Source organism: Pseudomonas sp. 8BK (assembly GCF_902506475.1).
GTDB classification, from domain to species: domain Bacteria; phylum Pseudomonadota; class Gammaproteobacteria; order Pseudomonadales; family Pseudomonadaceae; genus Aquipseudomonas; species Aquipseudomonas anguilliseptica.
On sequence record NZ_LR733252.1, the window covers coordinates 177,594 to 194,853 of the forward strand.

Below are 17,260 nucleotides of genomic sequence, written 5' to 3' on the forward strand. Positions count from 1 at the left end.
CAAGAAAACTAATATCCGCAGTGCTGCTAAGCAGCTGTATGGCCATCTCACCGGTGTTCGCCGCTGAGCCTGACACGGGTTTGAGCAGTGCCGAACAGGGCAATTATCTGCTCGAATTGAAACGCCTTTATCTGACCCAGAATGACCGCCAGGCGTTGTTGGCGCATTGCAATGATCTGCTGAAAACCTACGCCCTGCGCGCCGCCTATCAGGTCGGTCAGGCGCAGCGCCAGGACCTGCTTTATCAGCTGCGCCAGGGCGAGTCCGGCGAGCTGTTGCTACGCGAAGAAACCCGTGGTCAGCAGGGCACCGATATTGCCGTGCGCAACCAGCGGGTGCCGCTGTTTGGTGTCGATCCTTTCGTGCGTTACGAATGCCCGGCCAGCGGCATCAGCTGTGTGCTGCGCAACCCCAACGATGGCAGCCCAATGCTGACCATCGTGCGTGATCACAAGGGGGCCGCCGAACTGGCCAAGGCCCTGAGCTTTCTGATCCGTAATCTGCAGAAAGGCTGATCGCCTTCCGCACCTTTTGCCGCTACCGCAGGCCTAAAAAAAACCCCGCCGAAAGAGGCGGGGTCGAGGGTACGAGCGTGGCTGCTCGAAAGTTGATGCGTTACAGCAGCATGGTGCGGATGTCCGCCAGTACGTCACCCAGGCGCTTGGTGAAGCGCGCCGCGGCGGCACCGTTGATCACCCGGTGGTCGTAGGACAGCGACAGCGGCAGCATCAGCTTGGGCTGGAAGGCCTTGCCATCCCAGACCGGCTGGATGGTCGCCTTGCTGACACCGAGGATCGCCACTTCCGGCGCGTTGACGATCGGCGTAAAGCCGGTGCCGCCAATGTGGCCGAGGCTGGAGATGGTGAAGCAGGCGCCCTGCATATCGTCGGCCGACAGCTTCTTGGTGCGCGCCTTCTCCGCCAGTGCGGCGGCTTCGGCAGCCAGTTGCAGCAGGCTCTTCTGATCGACGTTCTTGATTACCGGGACCAGCAGGCCATCCGGGGTGTCCACGGCAAAGCCGATGTGCACGTATTTCTTGCGGATGATCGCTTTGCCACTCGGCGCCAGTGAGCTGTTGAAGTCCGGCAATTCCTTGAGCAGGAAGGCGCAGGCCTTGAGCAGCAGCGGCAGCACGGTGAGCTTGACCCCAGCCTTTTCCGCCACGGCTTTCTGCGCGACGCGGAAGGCTTCCAGCTCGGTGATATCGGCCGAGTCGAACTGGGTCACGTGCGGCACGTTGAGCCAGCTGCGATGCAGGTTGTTGGCGCCGACCTGCATCAGGCGGGTCATCGCCACTTCTTCGATTTCACCAAACTTGCTGAAGTCCACCACCGGGATCGGCGGGATACCGGCACCACCGGTTGCACCAGCGGCCGGTGCTTCCTTGGCCTTCTGCATCATCGCTTTGACGTAAGCCTGCACGTCCTCTTTGAGCACGCGGCCTTTCGGTCCTGTGCCCGGTACGGCAGACAGCTCGACACCAAACTCGCGCGCCAGCAGGCGTACAGCCGGGCCGGCATGCACCTTGGCGCCGTCACGCTTGGGCGCTGCGGCAACGCTGGCAGCGGCGGCTGCCAGGGAGGCAATTGCGCTGACTTCGGCGGCGACCGCTGGATGCGCACCGGCCGGAACCTTATGCACATCGCTTGCTGCAGTTGGTGCAGCAGCGGCAGGTGCGGCGGCCGGAGCAGCAGCGCCGGTCACTTTCAGCTTGAGGATGAAATCACCGGTGCCGACTTCGTCTTCCAGTTTGACGCTGATGCTTTCCACCACGCCGGCAGCCGGCGAAGGGATTTCCATGCTGGCCTTGTCCGACTCCAGGGTGATCAGCGACTGATCGGCTTCGACGCTATCGCCGACCTTGATCAGGATTTCGATGACCTTGGCTTTGCCGTCCGAGCCGATGTCCGGTACATGCACGTCCTGCACGCTGCTGCTGGCCTGCACGGCTGGCGCAGGTGCGGCGGCTGGAGCGGGAGCTGCAGTTGCAGTTGCAGTTGCTTTGGGTGCTTCTGCCGGTGCCGCAGCAGGCGCGGCTGGTGCTTGGGCAGCGCCTTCGGCTTCCAGCTCAAACAGCTCGTCGCCTTCTTTCAGGCGGTCGCCCAGCTTCACTTTCAGGCTTTTCACCACGCCGCCTTTCGGCGCGGGAATTTCCATACTGGCCTTGTCCGATTCCAGGGTCAGCACACTCTGGTCGGCTTCGATGCGATCACCGACCTTGACCATCAGTTCGATTACTTCACCCTCACCACCACCGATGTCGGGTACGCGAATCAATTCACTCATCGTTTCGCTCCTTAGCAGTCCAGTGGGTTGAGTTTTTCCGGGTTGATGCCGAACTTGACGATGGCCTCGGCCACCACCTTCGGTTCGATATCACCACGGTCGGCGAGGGCTTCCAGGGCAGCCAAAACAACCCAGTTGCGGTCCACTTCGAAGAAGTGGCGCAGCTTCTTGCGGCTGTCGCTGCGGCCGAAGCCGTCGGTGCCCAGCACCTTGAATTCCTTGCTCGGCACCCACTGACGAATCTGTTCGGCGAACAGCTTCATATAGTCGGTGGAGGCGATGACCGGACCTTTGCGGCCGCTCAGGCACTCTTCCACGTAGGTCTGCTTGGGCTTCTGGCCCGGGTGCAGGCGATTGCTGCGTTCCACGGCCAGGCCGTCACGGCGCAGTTCGTTGAAGCTGGTAACGCTCCACACGTCAGCAGCGACGTTGAACTCGTCACGCAGGATCTTCGCCGCTTCGCGCACTTCACGCAGGATGGTGCCGGAGCCGAGGAGCTGCACGTGGTGCGCGGCTTCCTTCTTGTCCTCTTCAAGCAGGTACATGCCCTTGATGATGCCGTCCTCGACGCCGGCCGGCATGGCAGGCTGCTGGTACGACTCGTTCATCACGGTGATGTAGTAGAAAACGTCCTGTTGCTGTTCGGTCATCTTCTTCATGCCGTCCTGAATGATCACCGCCAGCTCGTAGCCGTAGGTCGGATCATAGGTGCGGCAGTTCGGGATGGTTGCCGCCAGCATGTGGCTGTGGCCGTCCTCGTGCTGCAGGCCTTCGCCGTTGAGCGTGGTGCGGCCGGCGGTACCGCCGATCAGGAAGCCACGGGTGCGGCTGTCGCCAGCGGCCCAGGCCAGGTCACCGATGCGCTGGAAGCCGAACATCGAATAGAAGATGTAGAACGGCAGCATCGGCTGGTTATGGCTGCTGTACGAAGTACCGGCGGCAATGAAGGAGCTCATGGCGCCAGCCTCGTTGATGCCTTCTTCAAGGATCTGACCTTTCTTGTCCTCGCGGTAGAACATCACCTGGTCTTTATCCACCGGCTCATACAACTGGCCGACCGAGGAGTAGATGCCGAGCTGGCGGAACATGCCTTCCATACCGAAGGTCCGCGCTTCGTCCGGGATGATCGGCACGATGCGCGAGCCGATGTCCTTGTCCTTGACCAGCTGCGCGAGGATACGCACGAAGGCCATGGTGGTGGAGATTTCACGGTCGCCCGAGCCATCGAGGATGGCCTTGAGGGTGTCCAGCGGCGGCGTCGGGATGCTGAAGCTTTTGGCGCGGCGCTGTGGCACGAAACCACCTAGGGCGGCGCGGCGCTCGCTCAGGTAGCGGGCCTCAGCGCTGCCTTCTTCCGGCTTGAGGAACGGCAGGTTTTCCAGCTCTTCGTCCTTGACCGGAATGTCGAAGCGGTCGCGGAACTGCTTGAGGCTGTCGACATCGACCTTCTTGGTGTTGTGCGCGGTGTTCTTCGCTTCACCGGCGCCGGTGCCATAACCCTTGACGGTCTTGGCCAGGATCACGGTTGGCTGCTCTTTGTGGTTGACCGCCTGGTGGTAGGCTGCATAGACCTTGTACGGGTCGTGGCCGCCACGGTTGAGCTTCCAGATCTCGTCGTCGGACAGATCGGCAACCATGGCCTTGAGTTCTGGCGAGTTGAAGAAGTGCTCACGGACGAACGCGCCGTCCTTGGCCTTGTAGTTCTGGTATTCGCCGTCGATGACTTCGTCCATGCGGCGCTGTAGGATGCCGTCGACGTCCTTGGCCAGCAGTGGGTCCCAGAAACGGCCCCAGACCACCTTGTTGACGTTCCAGCCACCGCCACGGAACACGCCTTCGAGTTCCTGAATGATCTTGCCGTTACCGCGTACCGGGCCGTCGAGGCGCTGCAGGTTGCAGTTGATGACGAAGATCAGGTTGTCCAGCTTCTCGCGGCCAGCCAGGGAGATCGCGCCGAGGGATTCCGGCTCGTCGCACTCGCCGTCGCCCATAAAGCACCAGACCTTCTGCTTGCCGGCCGGGATAAAGCCGCGTGCTTCCAGGTACTTCATGAAACGTGCCTGGTAGATCGCCTGAATCGGGCCCAGGCCCATGGATACAGTCGGGAACTGCCAGAAGTCCGGCATCAGCCACGGGTGCGGATAGGACGACAGGCCCTTGCCATCGACTTCCTGACGGAAGTTGTTCATCTGCTCTTCAGTGATGCGGCCTTCCATAAAGGCGCGGGCGTAAACGCCCGGCGAGGCATGGCCCTGGAAGAAGATCAGGTCGCCGCCATGCTCCTCGGTGGGAGCCTGGAAGAAGTAGTTGAAGCCGATGTCATACAGGGTCGCCGAGGACGCGAAGCTGGAGATGTGGCCGCCCAGGTCCGAATCTTTTAGGTTGGTGCGCATTACCATGGCCAACGCGTTCCAGCGCACCAGCGAGCGAATGCGGCGTTCCATAAACAGGTCGCCAGGCATGCGTGCTTCGTGGGTCAGCGGGATGGTGTTGCGGTACGGCGTGGTGATCGCATACGGCAGCTGTGAACCACTACGGGTGGCCAGCTCGCCCATACGGGTCATCAGGTAATGTGCGCGGTCTTCACCCTCGTTATCGAGGACGGACTCAAGGGCGTCCAGCCATTCCTGGGTTTCGACGGGATCGAGGTCTTGCATGGCTTGCTCCAGGGCGGAAAGGCTTCCAGAATCGGAGGCCAGGTTTCGTGGCCGACTTCGTGAGTGGCCGCGTGAATTCTTGGATTGACCGGGGGTAGGACCGGCTGCGTGTAGTTTTACTACATTCCGACGCCGATTTCAGCCTTTTGGATACAATCTTTGGTAGTAAAACTACAATTATTTTTCTGCCAGTGATTCGACCCGCTCTAGCGTGGGTGGTGCCATCCATGATCGCTGCACTGGCAGACCGCTAAAAAGGATAGACCATGAGCCTGCCCGCGCTGGCCTCTTTGCCCGCTGCCTTGACCCCCCTCGCACTGCGCGCCGAACAGTCCCTGCAGCACGCATTTGCCGGGCTCTCTAGCGAGGCGGCAGCGGCTTTTGCAGGTTGGCCGCGTGAGCGACTGGAGGCGTTGCCGCGGGTGGGCGCGGCCAGTGATTTCGTGGTGCAGCAGGGCCTGCGCGATCCGCAGATGCTGCTCGATCTGGCCGCCAGTGGTGAGCTGGAGCGCAGTCTCGGGGCGGGCGAGTTGCGCGGCCAATTGGCCCAGGCGCTGGAAGAGTGCGCCGATGACGACGAGCTGGGGCGGCGCTTGCGGCGTTACCGCAACCGTCAGCAGCTGCGGATTATCTGGCGCGATATCAGTCGCCAGGCCGACCTGATCGAAACCTGCCGCGACCTTTCCGATCTGGCTGATGCCTGTATCGACCTGGCTTATCAGTGGCTCTACCCACGCCATTGCACGCAGTTCGGTACGCCCATCGGCCGGCGTAGCGGTCAGGCGCAGCATATGGTCATTCTCGGCATGGGCAAGTTGGGCGCCCATGAGCTGAATCTGTCCTCGGATATCGACCTGATCTTCGGCTATCCCGAAGGTGGCGAGACCGAAGGGGTGAAGCGTCCGCTGGATAATCAGGAGTTCTTTATCCGTCTCGGCCAGAGGCTGATCAAGGCGCTGGATGTGATCACCGTCGACGGCTTTGTCTTCCGTACCGATATGCGTCTGCGCCCCTACGGCTCAAGCGGTGCGCTGGTGTTCAGCTTTAACGCGCTGGAGCAGTACTACCAGGACCAGGGCCGCGACTGGGAACGCTACGCGATGATCAAGGCGCGGGTAGTTGGTGGTGATCAAGTCGCCGGCGCGCAGTTGCTGGAGATGTTGCGGCCCTTCGTCTATCGGCGTTATCTGGACTTCTCGGCAATTGAAGCGCTGCGCGCGATGAAGCAGCTGATTCAGCAGGAAGTGCGGCGCAAGGGCATGGCCGAGAACATCAAGCTGGGCGCTGGCGGCATCCGCGAAGTGGAATTTATCGCCCAGGCCTTCCAGTTGATTCACGGCGGTCGCGACCTCAGCCTGCAGCAGCGTTCGCTGTTTGCGGTGCTCAATACCCTGCGCGATCAGGGCTACCTGCCGGCGGCGGTGACCGATGAGCTGCGCGATGGTTATGCCTTCCTGCGGTATGCCGAGCACGCGCTGCAAGCCATCGATGATCGGCAGACGCAGATGCTCCCGGACAATGATCAGGATCGTGCGCGGGTGGCCTTTATCATGGGCTTCGACAGTTGGCAGGCGTTCCACGATCAGCTGATGCACTGGCGTGGTCGGGTTGACTGGCACTTCCGTCAGGTGATCGCCGATCCCGATGAAGAGGATGGCGGCGAGTCGGTCGAAGAGGCTGTGGGCTGTGAATGGCTGCCGCTCTGGGAGGACGTGCAGGACGAAGAGGCCGCGTGCCGGCAGCTGGCCGAAGCGGGCTTTGCCGAGCCGCAATCGGCCTGGCAGCGCCTGGCCGGGCTGCGCAATGGCAATCAGGTGCGCGCCATGCAGCGCCTTGGTCGCGAACGCCTGGATGCCTTTATTCCGCGCCTGCTGGCGCAAGCGGTGGAGCATGAAAATCCGGATCTGGTGCTGGAGCGTGTGCTGCCGTTGATCGAAGCGGTGGCGCGGCGTTCGGCTTATCTGGTGCTGCTCACGGAAAACCCCAGCGCCTTGCAGCGCCTGCTGACGCTGTGCGCTGCCAGCCCATGGATTGCCGAGCAGATCACCCGCTTTCCGCTGCTACTTGATGAGCTGCTTAATGAAGGGCGGCTGTTCAAGCCGCCACTGGCGCCGGAGCTGGCCGCCGAGCTGCGTGAGCGGCTAATGCGTATTCCCGAAGAGGATCTGGAGCAGCAAATGGAGGCGCTGCGTCACTTCAAACTGGCGCACCGGCTGCGTGTGGCCGCCTCGGAAATCGCCGGCACCCTGCCGCTGATGAAAGTCAGCGACTACCTGACCTGGCTGGCCGAGGCGATTCTCGATCAGGTGCTGGCCCTGGCCTGGCGCCATACGGTGAGCAAATACGGTGCGCCGCGCCGCGCTGACGGCAGCACTTGTGATCCGGACTTCGTTATCGTCGGTTACGGCAAGGTCGGCGGCATCGAGCTGGGCCATGGCTCTGACCTCGACCTGGTGTTTATCCACGATGGCGACCCGCACGCGGAAACCGATGGTGAAAAGTCCATCGACGGCGCGCAGTTTTTCAATCGGTTGGGCCAGCGCATCATTCACCTGCTGACCACGCAGACCAACTCCGGCCAGCTCTACGAAGTCGATATGCGCCTGCGGCCTTCCGGCGCGGCGGGGCTGCTGGTCAGCTCGCTGGGCGCCTTCGAGCGCTACCAGCAGGGCGAAGCCTGGACCTGGGAGCATCAGGCGTTGGTACGGGCGCGGGTGCTGGTCGGTTGTGCGCGGGTCGGCAAGGCGTTCGAAGTGGTGCGCGCCGGGGTATTGGGTCGTGAGCGCGACCTGGCAACCCTGCGCACTGAGGTCAGCGAGATGCGCGCGAAAATGCGCGAAAACCTCGGCAGCAAGGCCACGGCGGCCGGCACGGCGGCAAATGCCTTTGAGGCCACGGCACCGTTCGACCTCAAGCAGGACGCCGGAGGTATCGTCGATATTGAATTTATGGTGCAATACGCGGCCCTGGCCTGGTCGCGCCAGTACCCGGAATTGCTTGAGTTCACTGACAATATTCGCATTCTGGAAGGGCTGGAGCGGGTCGGCTTGCTACCGGGCGAAGATGCCCGCTTGCTGCAGGATATCTACAAGGCCTACCGCTCAGCGGCGCACCGCCAGGCCCTGCAAAAGCAGCCTGGGGTGGTCAGCGGCGAGCAGTTTGCCGATGAGCGGCGCACGGTGATGCGTATCTGGCAGGAGCTGGGCTTGAGCTGAAGTGGGCTGAGCTGAATTTGAGGATGTCGGGCACCCAGGTGGCCGGCCAATGTTGTAGCAATCGAGTTTGAGGAGCAGGCAACTATGTCGATGGCCGATCGTGATGGCGTGATCTGGTATGACGGCGAGCTGGTGCCGTGGCGCAATGCGACCACCCACGTGCTGACCCATACCCTGCACTACGGCATGGGCGTGTTTGAAGGCGTGCGCGCCTACAACACCCCGCAAGGCACGGCGATCTTCCGCCTGCAAGCGCATACCGACCGCCTGTTCGACTCGGCCCACATCATGGGTATGAAGATTCCGTTCAGCAAAGACGAAATCAACGAAGCCACCCGCGCCGCCGTGCGGGAGAACAACCTGGAAAGTGCTTACATCCGCCCAATGGTGTTCTACGGATCTGAAGCGATGGGCCTGCGTGCCAGTGGCCTGAAAACCCAGGTGATCGTTGCAGCCTGGAGCTGGGGTGCCTATATGGGCGACGAAGCCCTGCAGGTAGGGATCAAGGTGCGCACCAGCTCCTTTACCCGCCACCACGTCAATATCTCGATGACCCGCGCCAAGGCCAACGGCAATTACATCAACTCGATGCTGGCCCTGCAGGAAGCCATCTCCGGTGGCGCCGACGAAGCGCTGTTGCTGGATCCGGAAGGCTACGTGGCCGAAGGCTCGGGCGAGAACATCTTCCTGGTCAAGAACGGTGTGATCTACACCCCTGAAGTGACATCCTGTCTGAATGGCATTACTCGTAACACGGTTTTGACCCTGGCCGCCGAGCATGGTCTTGAGGTGGTCGAGAAGCGCATCACCCGCGATGAGGTGTATATCGCTGATGAGGCCTTCTTTACCGGCACCGCCGCCGAAGTCACGCCGATCCGTGAAGTCGATGGTCGGCAGATCGGCGCAGGCCGCCGTGGCCCGATCACCGAGAAACTGCAAACTGCCTACTTTGACCTGGTGACGGGTAAAACCGATGCCCACGCTGAGTGGCGCACGCTGGTCAAATAAGCAGCCTGCTTCGTAGGATGGGTTGAGCACAGCGATACCCATCACGCGATGCAGGCTCGGTTGATAGTCGAACGTTGAGTCTGTCCGGGAGGCGAAAGCCTCCTTGGTCGTTTTTGGAACTGGCATGAAAATACTGATCGTTGGGCCCAGCTGGGTCGGTGACATGGTGATGGCGCAGACACTGTTCCAGTGTCTGCAACAGCGTCACCCCGGCTGTGCAATCGATGTGCTGGCCCCCGAGTGGAGTCGGCCGATTCTCGAACGCATGCCCGAAGTGCGTCAGGCCCTGAGCTTTCCGCTCGGTCATGGCGTGCTCGAACTGGCGACGCGGCGCAGGATCGGCAAGTCCCTAGCCGGCCAGTACGATCAGGCGATTCTCCTGCCCAACTCGCTGAAGTCGGCGCTGGTGCCGTTTTTCGCCTGTATCCCCAAGCGCACCGGCTGGAAGGGTGAGATGCGCTACGGTCTGCTCAACGACATCCGCACGCTGGATAAACAACGCTACCCGCTTATGATCGAGCGCTTTATGGCGCTGGCCTTCGAACCAGGTGCCGAGCTGCCGCAGCCTTATCCGCGCCCAGCCTTGCGGATCGACGCGCAGAGCCGCGACGCCGCCATGGCCAAGTTCGGTCTGAGCCTGGATCGTCCGGTATTGGCGCTGTGCCCAGGGGCCGAGTTTGGTGAAGCCAAGCGCTGGCCGAGCGAACATTACGCCAAGGTTGCAGAGCTGAAGATCCGTGCCGGCTGGCAGGTGTGGATATTCGGCTCGAAAAACGATCACCCGGTCGGCGAAGACATCCGCAGTCGGCTGATTCCTGGCTTGCGCGAGGAATCGGTGAACCTGGCTGGCGAAACCAGCCTGGCTGAAGCGATTGACCTGCTGTCCTGCGCCGGTACTGTAGTGTCCAACGACTCTGGCCTGATGCATGTGGCGGCTGCGCTGAATCGCCCACTGGTGGCGGTCTACGGTTCGACTTCGCCAGGCTTTACCCCGCCGCTGGCCGAGCAGGTGGAAATCGTCCGCCTGGGTCTGGAGTGCAGCCCGTGCTTCGACCGTACTTGCCGCTTCGGTCATTACAACTGTCTGGGCCAGCTCAAGCCGCGCCCGGTGATCGAGGCGCTGGATCGCCTGGTCAGCGACCCGGTTGAGGTTGAATAGCTTGCGGGTACTGTTGATCAAAACCTCCTCGCTGGGCGATGTGGTGCACACTCTGCCAGCGCTCACCGACGCGGCGCGGGCGATCCCCGGCATCCAGTTTGACTGGGTGGTGGAAGAGGGCTTCGCCGAGATACCGGCCTGGCATCCAGCGGTGGCGCAGGTGATCCCTGTGGCCATCCGCCGTTGGCGCAAGCACATCTGGCAGACGTTCAAGAGCGGTGAGTGGAAGCGTTTCAAGCAGCGGCTTGGTGAAACCCAGTACGACCTGGTGATCGAGGCCCAGGGCCTGCTGAAAAGCGCCTGGTTGACCCGCTACGTCAAAGCGCCGATTGCCGGGTTGGACCGCGACTCCGCGCGTGAGCCGCTGGCCAGCCGCTTCTATGATCACGTATATGCCGTGCCGCGCGAGCAACATGCTCTTGAACGTACCCGCCAGTTATTCGCCCAGGCACTGGGTTATGCGCTTCCGGCCGGTGTAGGCGACTACGGCCTCAATCGCGCGCAGCTGGCGGATCAGTCGCCGCAACCCTATTTGCTGTTTCTGCATGGCACCACCTGGCCCAGCAAGCATTGGCCGGAGGCCGACTGGCGAGCGCTGGCCGAGCAGATGAGTGCACAGGGTTGGGCGGTGCGCCTGCCCTGGGGCAATGAAACCGAGAAAGCCCGTGCCGGGCGGATCGCCGCCGGTATTGAAAATGCGGCGGTGCTGCCCAAATTAAATCTTGCAGGCGTGGCCAAGGTAATCGCCGGTGCCAGTGCCTGCGTGGCGGTGGACACTGGGCTGGGCCATCTGGCTGCCGCGCTGGATGTACCGAGTATTTCCCTGTACGGCCCGACCCTGCCAGGGCGCGTCGGTGCCTATGGGCGTGGTCAGGTTCATCTGTGCGCCACGGGGCCGAATGCCGGCTCGGGTGATCGCCACAAACCCTGTTTTGACGGCCTGGATGCCGAGCGTGTGGCCACACAATTGCAGGCCCTGTTGCTGGCCGAGGACGTTGTCTGATGCAGCTCGCGTTTATTCTCTACAAATACTTCCCGTTCGGCGGCCTGCAGCGCGACTTTATGCGCATAGCTCTGGAATGTCAGGCGCGCGGTCATGCCATTCGCGTCTACACACCGATCTGGGAAGGTGAAGTGCCGGCAGGTTTTGAGGTGGTGGTGGTGCCGGTCAAGGCGCTGTTCAACCACAAGCGCAATGAAAAGCTCACCGCCTGGGTCGAGGCTGACCTGGTCAGGCGCCCGGTGGATAGGCTGATCGGCTTCAACAAGATGCCTGGCCTGGACGTCTACTACGCCGCCGATGGCTGCTATGAGGACAAGGCGCAAACTCTGCGCGCGCCGATCTACAAGCGTTGGGGCCGTTACAAGCACTTTGCCGATTACGAGCGGGCGGTGTTTGCTCCCGAGTCGAAGACCGAGATTCTGATGATCTCCGAAGTGCAGCAGCCGTTGTTTATCAAGCATTACCACACCCCGCTGCAGCGCTTTCACCTGCTGCCGCCGGGCATCGCCGCAGACCGCCGCGCGCCGGCCAATGCCGCCGAGATTCGCGCCGAGTTCCGTGCCGAATTCAAACTGGCGGATAGCGACCTGCTGCTGGTGCAGATCGGCTCTGGCTTCAAGACCAAGGGCCTGGATCGCAGTCTCAAAGCCCTGGCCGCTTTGCCGCGAGAGCTGAAACAACGCACCCGCTTGATCGCTATCGGTCAGGACGATCCGCGCGCTTTTCAGCTGCAGGCCAAGGCGCTGGGCGTGTCCGATCAGGTGCAGATTCTCAAGGGGCGCAGCGACATTCCGCGCTTCCTGCTGGGTGCTGATCTGCTGATCCACCCGGCCTACAACGAGAACACAGGTACCGTGCTGCTGGAGGCGCTAGTCTCCGGTCTGCCGGTGCTGGTGACCGATGTCTGCGGCTACGCCCACTACATTGCCGAAGCCGATGCCGGCCGGGTGCTGGCCAGCCCGTTCGAGCAGGAGCGCCTTAACCATCTGCTCGCCGATATGCTGGCCGACGATCAGCGCCGTGCTTTCTGGGGCCGAAACGGCCTGGCCTATGCCGACAGCGCTGACCTGCATTCCATGCCGCAGCACGCGGCCGACATCATCCTGGCGACACGTCGATGAAGCTGGTACTGGCTGAACCCTTTAAAAGCCTGTGGGCCGGACGCGACGCCTTTGCTGCTGTCGAAGCGCTGCAGGGGCAGGTGTACCGCGAACTGGAAGGCCGCCGCACACTGCGCACCGAAGTCGATGGGCGCGGTTACTTCGTAAAGATCCACCGTGGCATTGGCTGGGGCGAGATCATCAAGAACCTGCTCACTGCCAAGCTGCCGGTGCTCGGTGCGCGCCAGGAGTGGGAGGCCATTCAGCGTCTGACTGACGTCGGCGTAGCCACCATGACCGCTGTGGCCTATGGCGAGCGCGGTCGTAATCCGGCGGCGCAGCATTCGTTTATCGTCACCGAAGAGCTGGCGCCGACTACCGACCTCGAACAACTGAGCCTGAACTGGGCCCAGCAATCGCCCGAGCCGCGGCTGAAATGGGCGTTGATCAAGGAAGTGGCGAACATGGTCGGCAGCATGCACCGCGCCGGGGTCAACCACCGTGACTGCTACATCTGCCACTTCCTGCTGCACACCGACAAACCGGTCACCGCGGACGACTTCCGCCTGTCAGTGATCGACTTGCACCGCGCTCAAGTCCGCAATCAGCTGCCCTTACGCTGGCGCAACAAGGACCTGGCGGCACTGTATTTCTCCGTGCTGGATATCGGCCTAACCCGGCGCGACAAGCTGCGCTTTCTGCGCGGTTATTTTTCTGTGCTGAAGGGGCCGCAGCCGCAGCCGCTGCGCCAGACGCTCAGCGCCGAGCGCTCATTGCTCGTCTGGCTTGAGCGCAAGGCGGACGCGTTGTATGTGCGTAAACAGCGCTATGGAGATGCGCTGTAAATGGCGACATGTGAAGTGCCTGTCGTATCGAGTGGGTTTGAAGGGGCTGTGAAATGAAATTCCAGGGTTTGACTGTTGCGGTGGTGCCACCCAAGGCGCTGGGGGATGTGACCCTGTATCTGCATCTAGCCTGGCAGTTCCATCAGGCGGGCGCTCAAGTGCGCTTCATCTCCAATACATTGTTTTCGGCGCGGGAGTTTTTTACCTGGCTGCGGATTGAACCTCTAGAGCAGGCTGATCTGCAGTCTCTAGCCGGGGATTGCGATCTGGTAGTTGCCTACTTTGGCCATCTGGCGAAAAAAGACCCTGCCGAGCGTGAGCGCTGCTTGGCGCGGGATAATATCGCCTATGTCACGGCGAAAAAATTGCCTCGCGATATTCCCTTACAGGGGCGCAACGTGACGGTGGTTGGGCAGTGTTTCAAGGGCGCTAGCATGCCGTTCTGTCTGCAGTCGCGTGCGGGCCTGTCCATGCGCGAGTGGATTGATCGCTATGTGGCGACGGTCTATGGCATTCCGGTTGCTAGCTCCCTTGATATGGTCTGCCCCAGCCTGCGGCGTGAGCCTGGCAATCGGGTGTTGATTTTCCCCACGTCACCACACAGCAAGAAAAACTATTCCATGAGCGGCTTTCGACGTTTGGCACAGTCGCTGCGCAAGCAGGGCTGGCAGGCCGAATTTATTGGTCTGCCGTCTGAGAGCAAAGAACTGCAAGTCTTCTTCAGTGGCTTTCCGGTGTTCACTTTTGCTGATATACGCGGGTTGATGGCACATATGGCCGGCGTTGCTGCGGTAATCAGCAACGACTCAGGTGGTGGTCATCTCGGTTCGATGATGGGGCTGCGCACCTTCACGATTGCGCGGCGCTATGAAAATTTTGTTTGGCGACCGGGGTTTAATACCAAGGGTATGGTTCTGGCTCCGCGTTTTCGCTTCAAGTGGCTGGATGGCGACTATATCTGGCGGCCGTTTGTTCCGGTCGGGCGAATTCTCGAGGCATTAGGGTGCTATTCAGCCGTCGATGTAGTGACGCCGCAGGGCGAGGCGCACTGATGTCAGGTTGGAATCTGGCGCCTGAGTACGCGGAGTTGAGTGATGAGTTTGGCTCTCTGCAAGCGGTGTTTGCCTTGCAGGGGCAACGCCTGACCCGTGATCCGCTGTCAGAAGTTATTCTGGTTGAGTTCGCAGGCGTACGTTATTACGTCAAACGCTACTGGGGTGGCGGCAAGGGGTTGCGGCGTTTTGTCGGTCGACCGCGGGTTAAGGCCGAATGGCAGAACCTGAAAAACTTCGCCAAGTGGGGCATTCCCACTGCACCGATTGTCGCGTATGGGTTGGAGCGGCGCTTGGGTACATTTGTGCGTGGCGCGTTGATCACTCGCGAGCTGGAAAACACTCTGGACATGGCCCATATGGCCAAACATCAGGACTCGCGATTTGGCGATCCACATTGGGTGGCGACTATCAGTGCGCAGTTGGCGCGAGCTACCCGTATCTTGCACGATCACCACTTTGCCCATAACGATCTGAAGTGGCGCAACCTGCTGGTCAATGAACGCGCAGAGCTGTTTCTGATTGATTGCCCGACTGGTGCTTTCTGGTGGGGACCGCTCCTCAGCTATCGGGTCGTCAAGGATCTGGCTTGCCTGGATAAGGTTGCCAGTAAGGTGCTTTCACGCTGTCAGCGCCTGCGCTTTTACTTGCAGTATTGCGGGCGTGAGCGCCTGGGTTCGACTGATAAGCGGCGGGTGCGGCAGATAGTGAAGTTTTTCGAGGGCAGGGAATGAGTGACTTTATTGCGGCGCAGGATCGCGCCTTGCTTGAACGGCATGGGCTGACCAGTTTCGAGGCGTTATGGGCGCTGCAGCTGGAAGCGGTGGATGAGCCCAATACCGAACGTGGTGGCTGGAGTAGCGTGTATCGGCTGGATCTGGGGGAGGCAGCGTTTTACCTCAAGCGCCAAAGCAACCACCTGACCCGCAGCTTGTTGCACCCCTTCGGCGAGCCCACCTTTGCCCGCGAATTTCGCAATATTCGCCGTTATGCGGCGCTGGGTATTCCCGCGCTGCAGGCGGCGTTTTTTGCCGAGCGCAAATTGCCGGGTGAGCGGCGTGCTGTGCTGCTGACTCGCGCTCTGGATGGCTGGCAGGATTTGGATGCCTGGTTATCCGGTTGGGTTGCGCTCGAAGAGGGGCGTCGTGTGGCAATTCTCAAGGCCTGTGGTGATCTGGCGCGGCGTCTGCACCAAGCTGGGCAGATGCATGGCTGCTTTTACCCCAAGCATATTTTTCTGCGCGAGACCGCTGAAGGCTTCGATGCACAGCTGATTGATCTGGAAAAGACCCGCCCACTGCTGTTCGGTCAGCGCGATCGAGTAAAGGATCTGGAGCCATTGTTGCGCCGCGCCAGTGTATGGAGCGAGGCTGAGATTGGCGTGTTGCTGGCGGCCTATCTCGGCGAAACGGATGATCTCGGCAGCTGGAGTGAGCGTCTCGGTGCCCGCAGGCGTTACAAGGCGGCGCGGCGATGAATTTGGCGGGCCTCAGTCAGGCTGGCCGCGAGCCAGAGTTGCCGCTGACCATCGAGTTGGTCGATGCAGCTGGCTCGGCTGAGCTGACCCTGCAGCGCCTGCTGCGCGTATTGCCCGGGCAGCGCTATGTCGCCCAGGCCGAATGGCGCGGCCGGCCGGTGCTGGCCAAGTTGCTGGTCGGCGACAAGGCTGCGCGGCATTTTCAGCGCGAGCGTGAAGGTGCGCACTTGCTCGCTGAGCAGGGGCTGCATACGCCGCAGCTTTGGGCGGATGGGCTGAGTGAAGGCGAGGGCGGCTGGCTGCTGTTCGAGTACCTGCAAAGTGCCGAAAGTTTGTGGGACGCTTGGCGTGAGGTGGAGCATCAGCCGCTGCTGAGCACCGATCAGCAGTCGGTGCTGGCCAATGCACTGGTCAGCATCGCGCAGATGCACCTCAACGGGTTGTGGCAGGAGGATCTGCATTTGGACAATCTGTTGCGCCATAACGGCCAACTGTTCGTTATCGATGGCGGCGGTGTACAGGTTGAGACGGCAGGTAAACCGCTGTCGCGCGCTAAGGTGCTGGAAAACCTTGGGGTGTTCTTCGCCCAGCTGCCCGCCGAAATGACGCCGTTTATCGAAGAACTGCTGGTGCATTACCTGCTGACGAACGGCGAACATGCCCTGCCGCTGGAAGCGTTGCTCAAAGAAGTGGAAAAAGTTCGCCAGTGGCGTTTGCGCGATTATTTGAAGAAAATCGCCCGCGATTGCAGCCTGTTCGCCGCAAAAGTCGGTGCTTTCGGCCTTCAGGTGGTTCGCCGCGACAAGCAGGCCGAACTGCAGCCGCTGTTGAGTAATCTGGATCAGCTAACCGAGCAGGGCCATATCTACAAAACCGGTGGTGCGGCCACCGTGGCGCGAGTGCAGCTGCAAGACCGGCCGCTGGTGGTCAAGCGTTATAACGTGAAGAACCTGGCTCACTGGCTCAAGCGGTTCTGGCGGCCCAGTCGTGCCTGGCACAGTTGGGTTGAAGGCAATCGCCTGCAGTTGCTGGGTATCGCCACACCACAGCCACTGGCCGTACTGGAGCGGCGCTGGTGCTGGCTGCGCGGGCGTGCCTACCTGATTACCGAATACTGCGGCGGGCAGGATATAATCGCGCGTTTTCAGGCATTCCACGACGGATCGCCCCCGGAAAGCGACCTGTTGGCTCTTGATCGTCTGTTCGCTGCCTTGTTGCGCGAACGCATCAGTCACGGTGATTTCAAGGGGCACAATCTGTTCTGGGATGACCGCCTGGCATGCTGGTCGCTGATCGACCTAGACGCCATGCAGCAGCATCGCAGCGCGCGCAGTTTCGCCAGGGCCTATGCCCGCGACCGCGCCCGTTTTCTGCGTAACTGGCCCGCCGACTCGGCGCTGCACCAGTTGCTCGACCAACGTTTACCGCTGACGCCCGTCGTCGGCTCAGCAGACTAAA

General features: G+C 61.4%; 13 protein-coding genes. 11 read left to right on the forward strand and 2 right to left on the reverse strand.

Annotated elements, in window-relative coordinates; all coding sequences use genetic code 11:
• Nucleotides 1-38: 38 nt before the first annotated feature.
• Entirely contained in the window at nt 39-515 is a 477-nt protein-coding gene (locus ACIN8IBEIGE_RS00790; protein WP_256665014.1) for a hypothetical protein, read from the forward strand.
• Nucleotides 516-615: 100 nt separating this feature from the next.
• On the opposite strand, the gene aceF is transcribed toward ACIN8IBEIGE_RS00790, so the two are convergent.
• The gene (gene aceF / locus ACIN8IBEIGE_RS00795) at nt 616-2,286 is read right to left on the reverse strand and encodes a dihydrolipoyllysine-residue acetyltransferase (RefSeq protein ID WP_160012977.1); all 1,671 of its coding nucleotides are present in this window, start codon (nt 2,284-2,286) and stop codon (nt 616-618) included.
• Nucleotides 2,287-2,297: 11 nt separating this feature from the next.
• Nucleotides 2,298-4,943 carry a pyruvate dehydrogenase (acetyl-transferring), homodimeric type gene (gene aceE / locus ACIN8IBEIGE_RS00800; RefSeq protein ID WP_160012978.1) on the reverse strand — a complete coding sequence of 882 codons (2,646 nt, stop codon included), beginning with the start codon at nt 4,941-4,943 and terminating at the stop codon, nt 2,298-2,300.
• A 266-nt stretch (nt 4,944-5,209) separates the two neighbouring features.
• On the opposite strand from aceE, the gene glnE reads away from it, so the two are divergent.
• From glnE to ACIN8IBEIGE_RS00850, 10 genes are all read left to right on the forward strand, one after another.
• The gene (gene glnE, locus ACIN8IBEIGE_RS00805) at nt 5,210-8,158 is read left to right on the forward strand and encodes a bifunctional [glutamate--ammonia ligase]-adenylyl-L-tyrosine phosphorylase/[glutamate--ammonia-ligase] adenylyltransferase (RefSeq protein WP_160012979.1); all 2,949 of its coding nucleotides are present in this window, start codon (nt 5,210-5,212) and stop codon (nt 8,156-8,158) included.
• Between the two features lie 84 nt (nt 8,159-8,242).
• Nucleotides 8,243-9,166 carry a branched-chain-amino-acid transaminase gene (gene ilvE / locus ACIN8IBEIGE_RS00810; protein WP_090380709.1) on the forward strand — a complete coding sequence of 308 codons (924 nt, stop codon included), beginning with the start codon at nt 8,243-8,245 and terminating at the stop codon, nt 9,164-9,166.
• Between the two features lie 124 nt (nt 9,167-9,290).
• Entirely contained in the window at nt 9,291-10,325 is a 1,035-nt protein-coding gene (gene waaF, locus ACIN8IBEIGE_RS00815; RefSeq protein ID WP_160012980.1) for a lipopolysaccharide heptosyltransferase II, read from the forward strand.
• A 1-nt stretch (nt 10,326) separates the two neighbouring features.
• A complete protein-coding gene (gene waaC, locus ACIN8IBEIGE_RS00820) occupies nt 10,327-11,328 on the forward strand; it encodes a lipopolysaccharide heptosyltransferase I (RefSeq protein ID WP_160012981.1) in 1,002 nt (333 codons plus the stop codon).
• Nucleotides 11,328-12,449, forward strand: coding sequence for a glycosyltransferase family 4 protein (locus ACIN8IBEIGE_RS00825; protein ID WP_160012982.1), 1,122 nt, complete (start codon nt 11,328-11,330; stop codon nt 12,447-12,449). The genes waaC and ACIN8IBEIGE_RS00825 overlap by 1 nt, the downstream gene beginning before the upstream one ends.
• Nucleotides 12,446-13,273 carry a lipopolysaccharide core heptose(I) kinase RfaP gene (rfaP, locus tag ACIN8IBEIGE_RS00830; protein ID WP_160012983.1) on the forward strand — a complete coding sequence of 276 codons (828 nt, stop codon included), beginning with the start codon at nt 12,446-12,448 and terminating at the stop codon, nt 13,271-13,273. The genes ACIN8IBEIGE_RS00825 and rfaP overlap by 4 nt, the downstream gene beginning before the upstream one ends.
• Nucleotides 13,274-13,326: 53 nt before the next feature.
• Entirely contained in the window at nt 13,327-14,325 is a 999-nt protein-coding gene (locus ACIN8IBEIGE_RS00835; protein ID WP_160012984.1) for a glycosyltransferase family 9 protein, read from the forward strand.
• The gene (locus ACIN8IBEIGE_RS00840; RefSeq protein WP_160012985.1) at nt 14,325-15,059 is read left to right on the forward strand and encodes a lipopolysaccharide kinase InaA family protein; all 735 of its coding nucleotides are present in this window, start codon (nt 14,325-14,327) and stop codon (nt 15,057-15,059) included. The genes ACIN8IBEIGE_RS00835 and ACIN8IBEIGE_RS00840 overlap by 1 nt, the downstream gene beginning before the upstream one ends.
• Nucleotides 15,056-15,802 carry a lipopolysaccharide kinase InaA family protein gene (locus tag ACIN8IBEIGE_RS00845; protein WP_160012986.1) on the forward strand — a complete coding sequence of 249 codons (747 nt, stop codon included), beginning with the start codon at nt 15,056-15,058 and terminating at the stop codon, nt 15,800-15,802. Before ACIN8IBEIGE_RS00840 ends, ACIN8IBEIGE_RS00845 begins: the two co-directional genes overlap by 4 nt.
• Nucleotides 15,799-17,259, forward strand: coding sequence for a lipopolysaccharide kinase InaA family protein (locus ACIN8IBEIGE_RS00850; RefSeq protein ID WP_160012987.1), 1,461 nt, complete (start codon nt 15,799-15,801; stop codon nt 17,257-17,259). The genes ACIN8IBEIGE_RS00845 and ACIN8IBEIGE_RS00850 overlap by 4 nt, the downstream gene beginning before the upstream one ends.
• Nucleotide 17,260 lies beyond the last annotated feature (1 nt).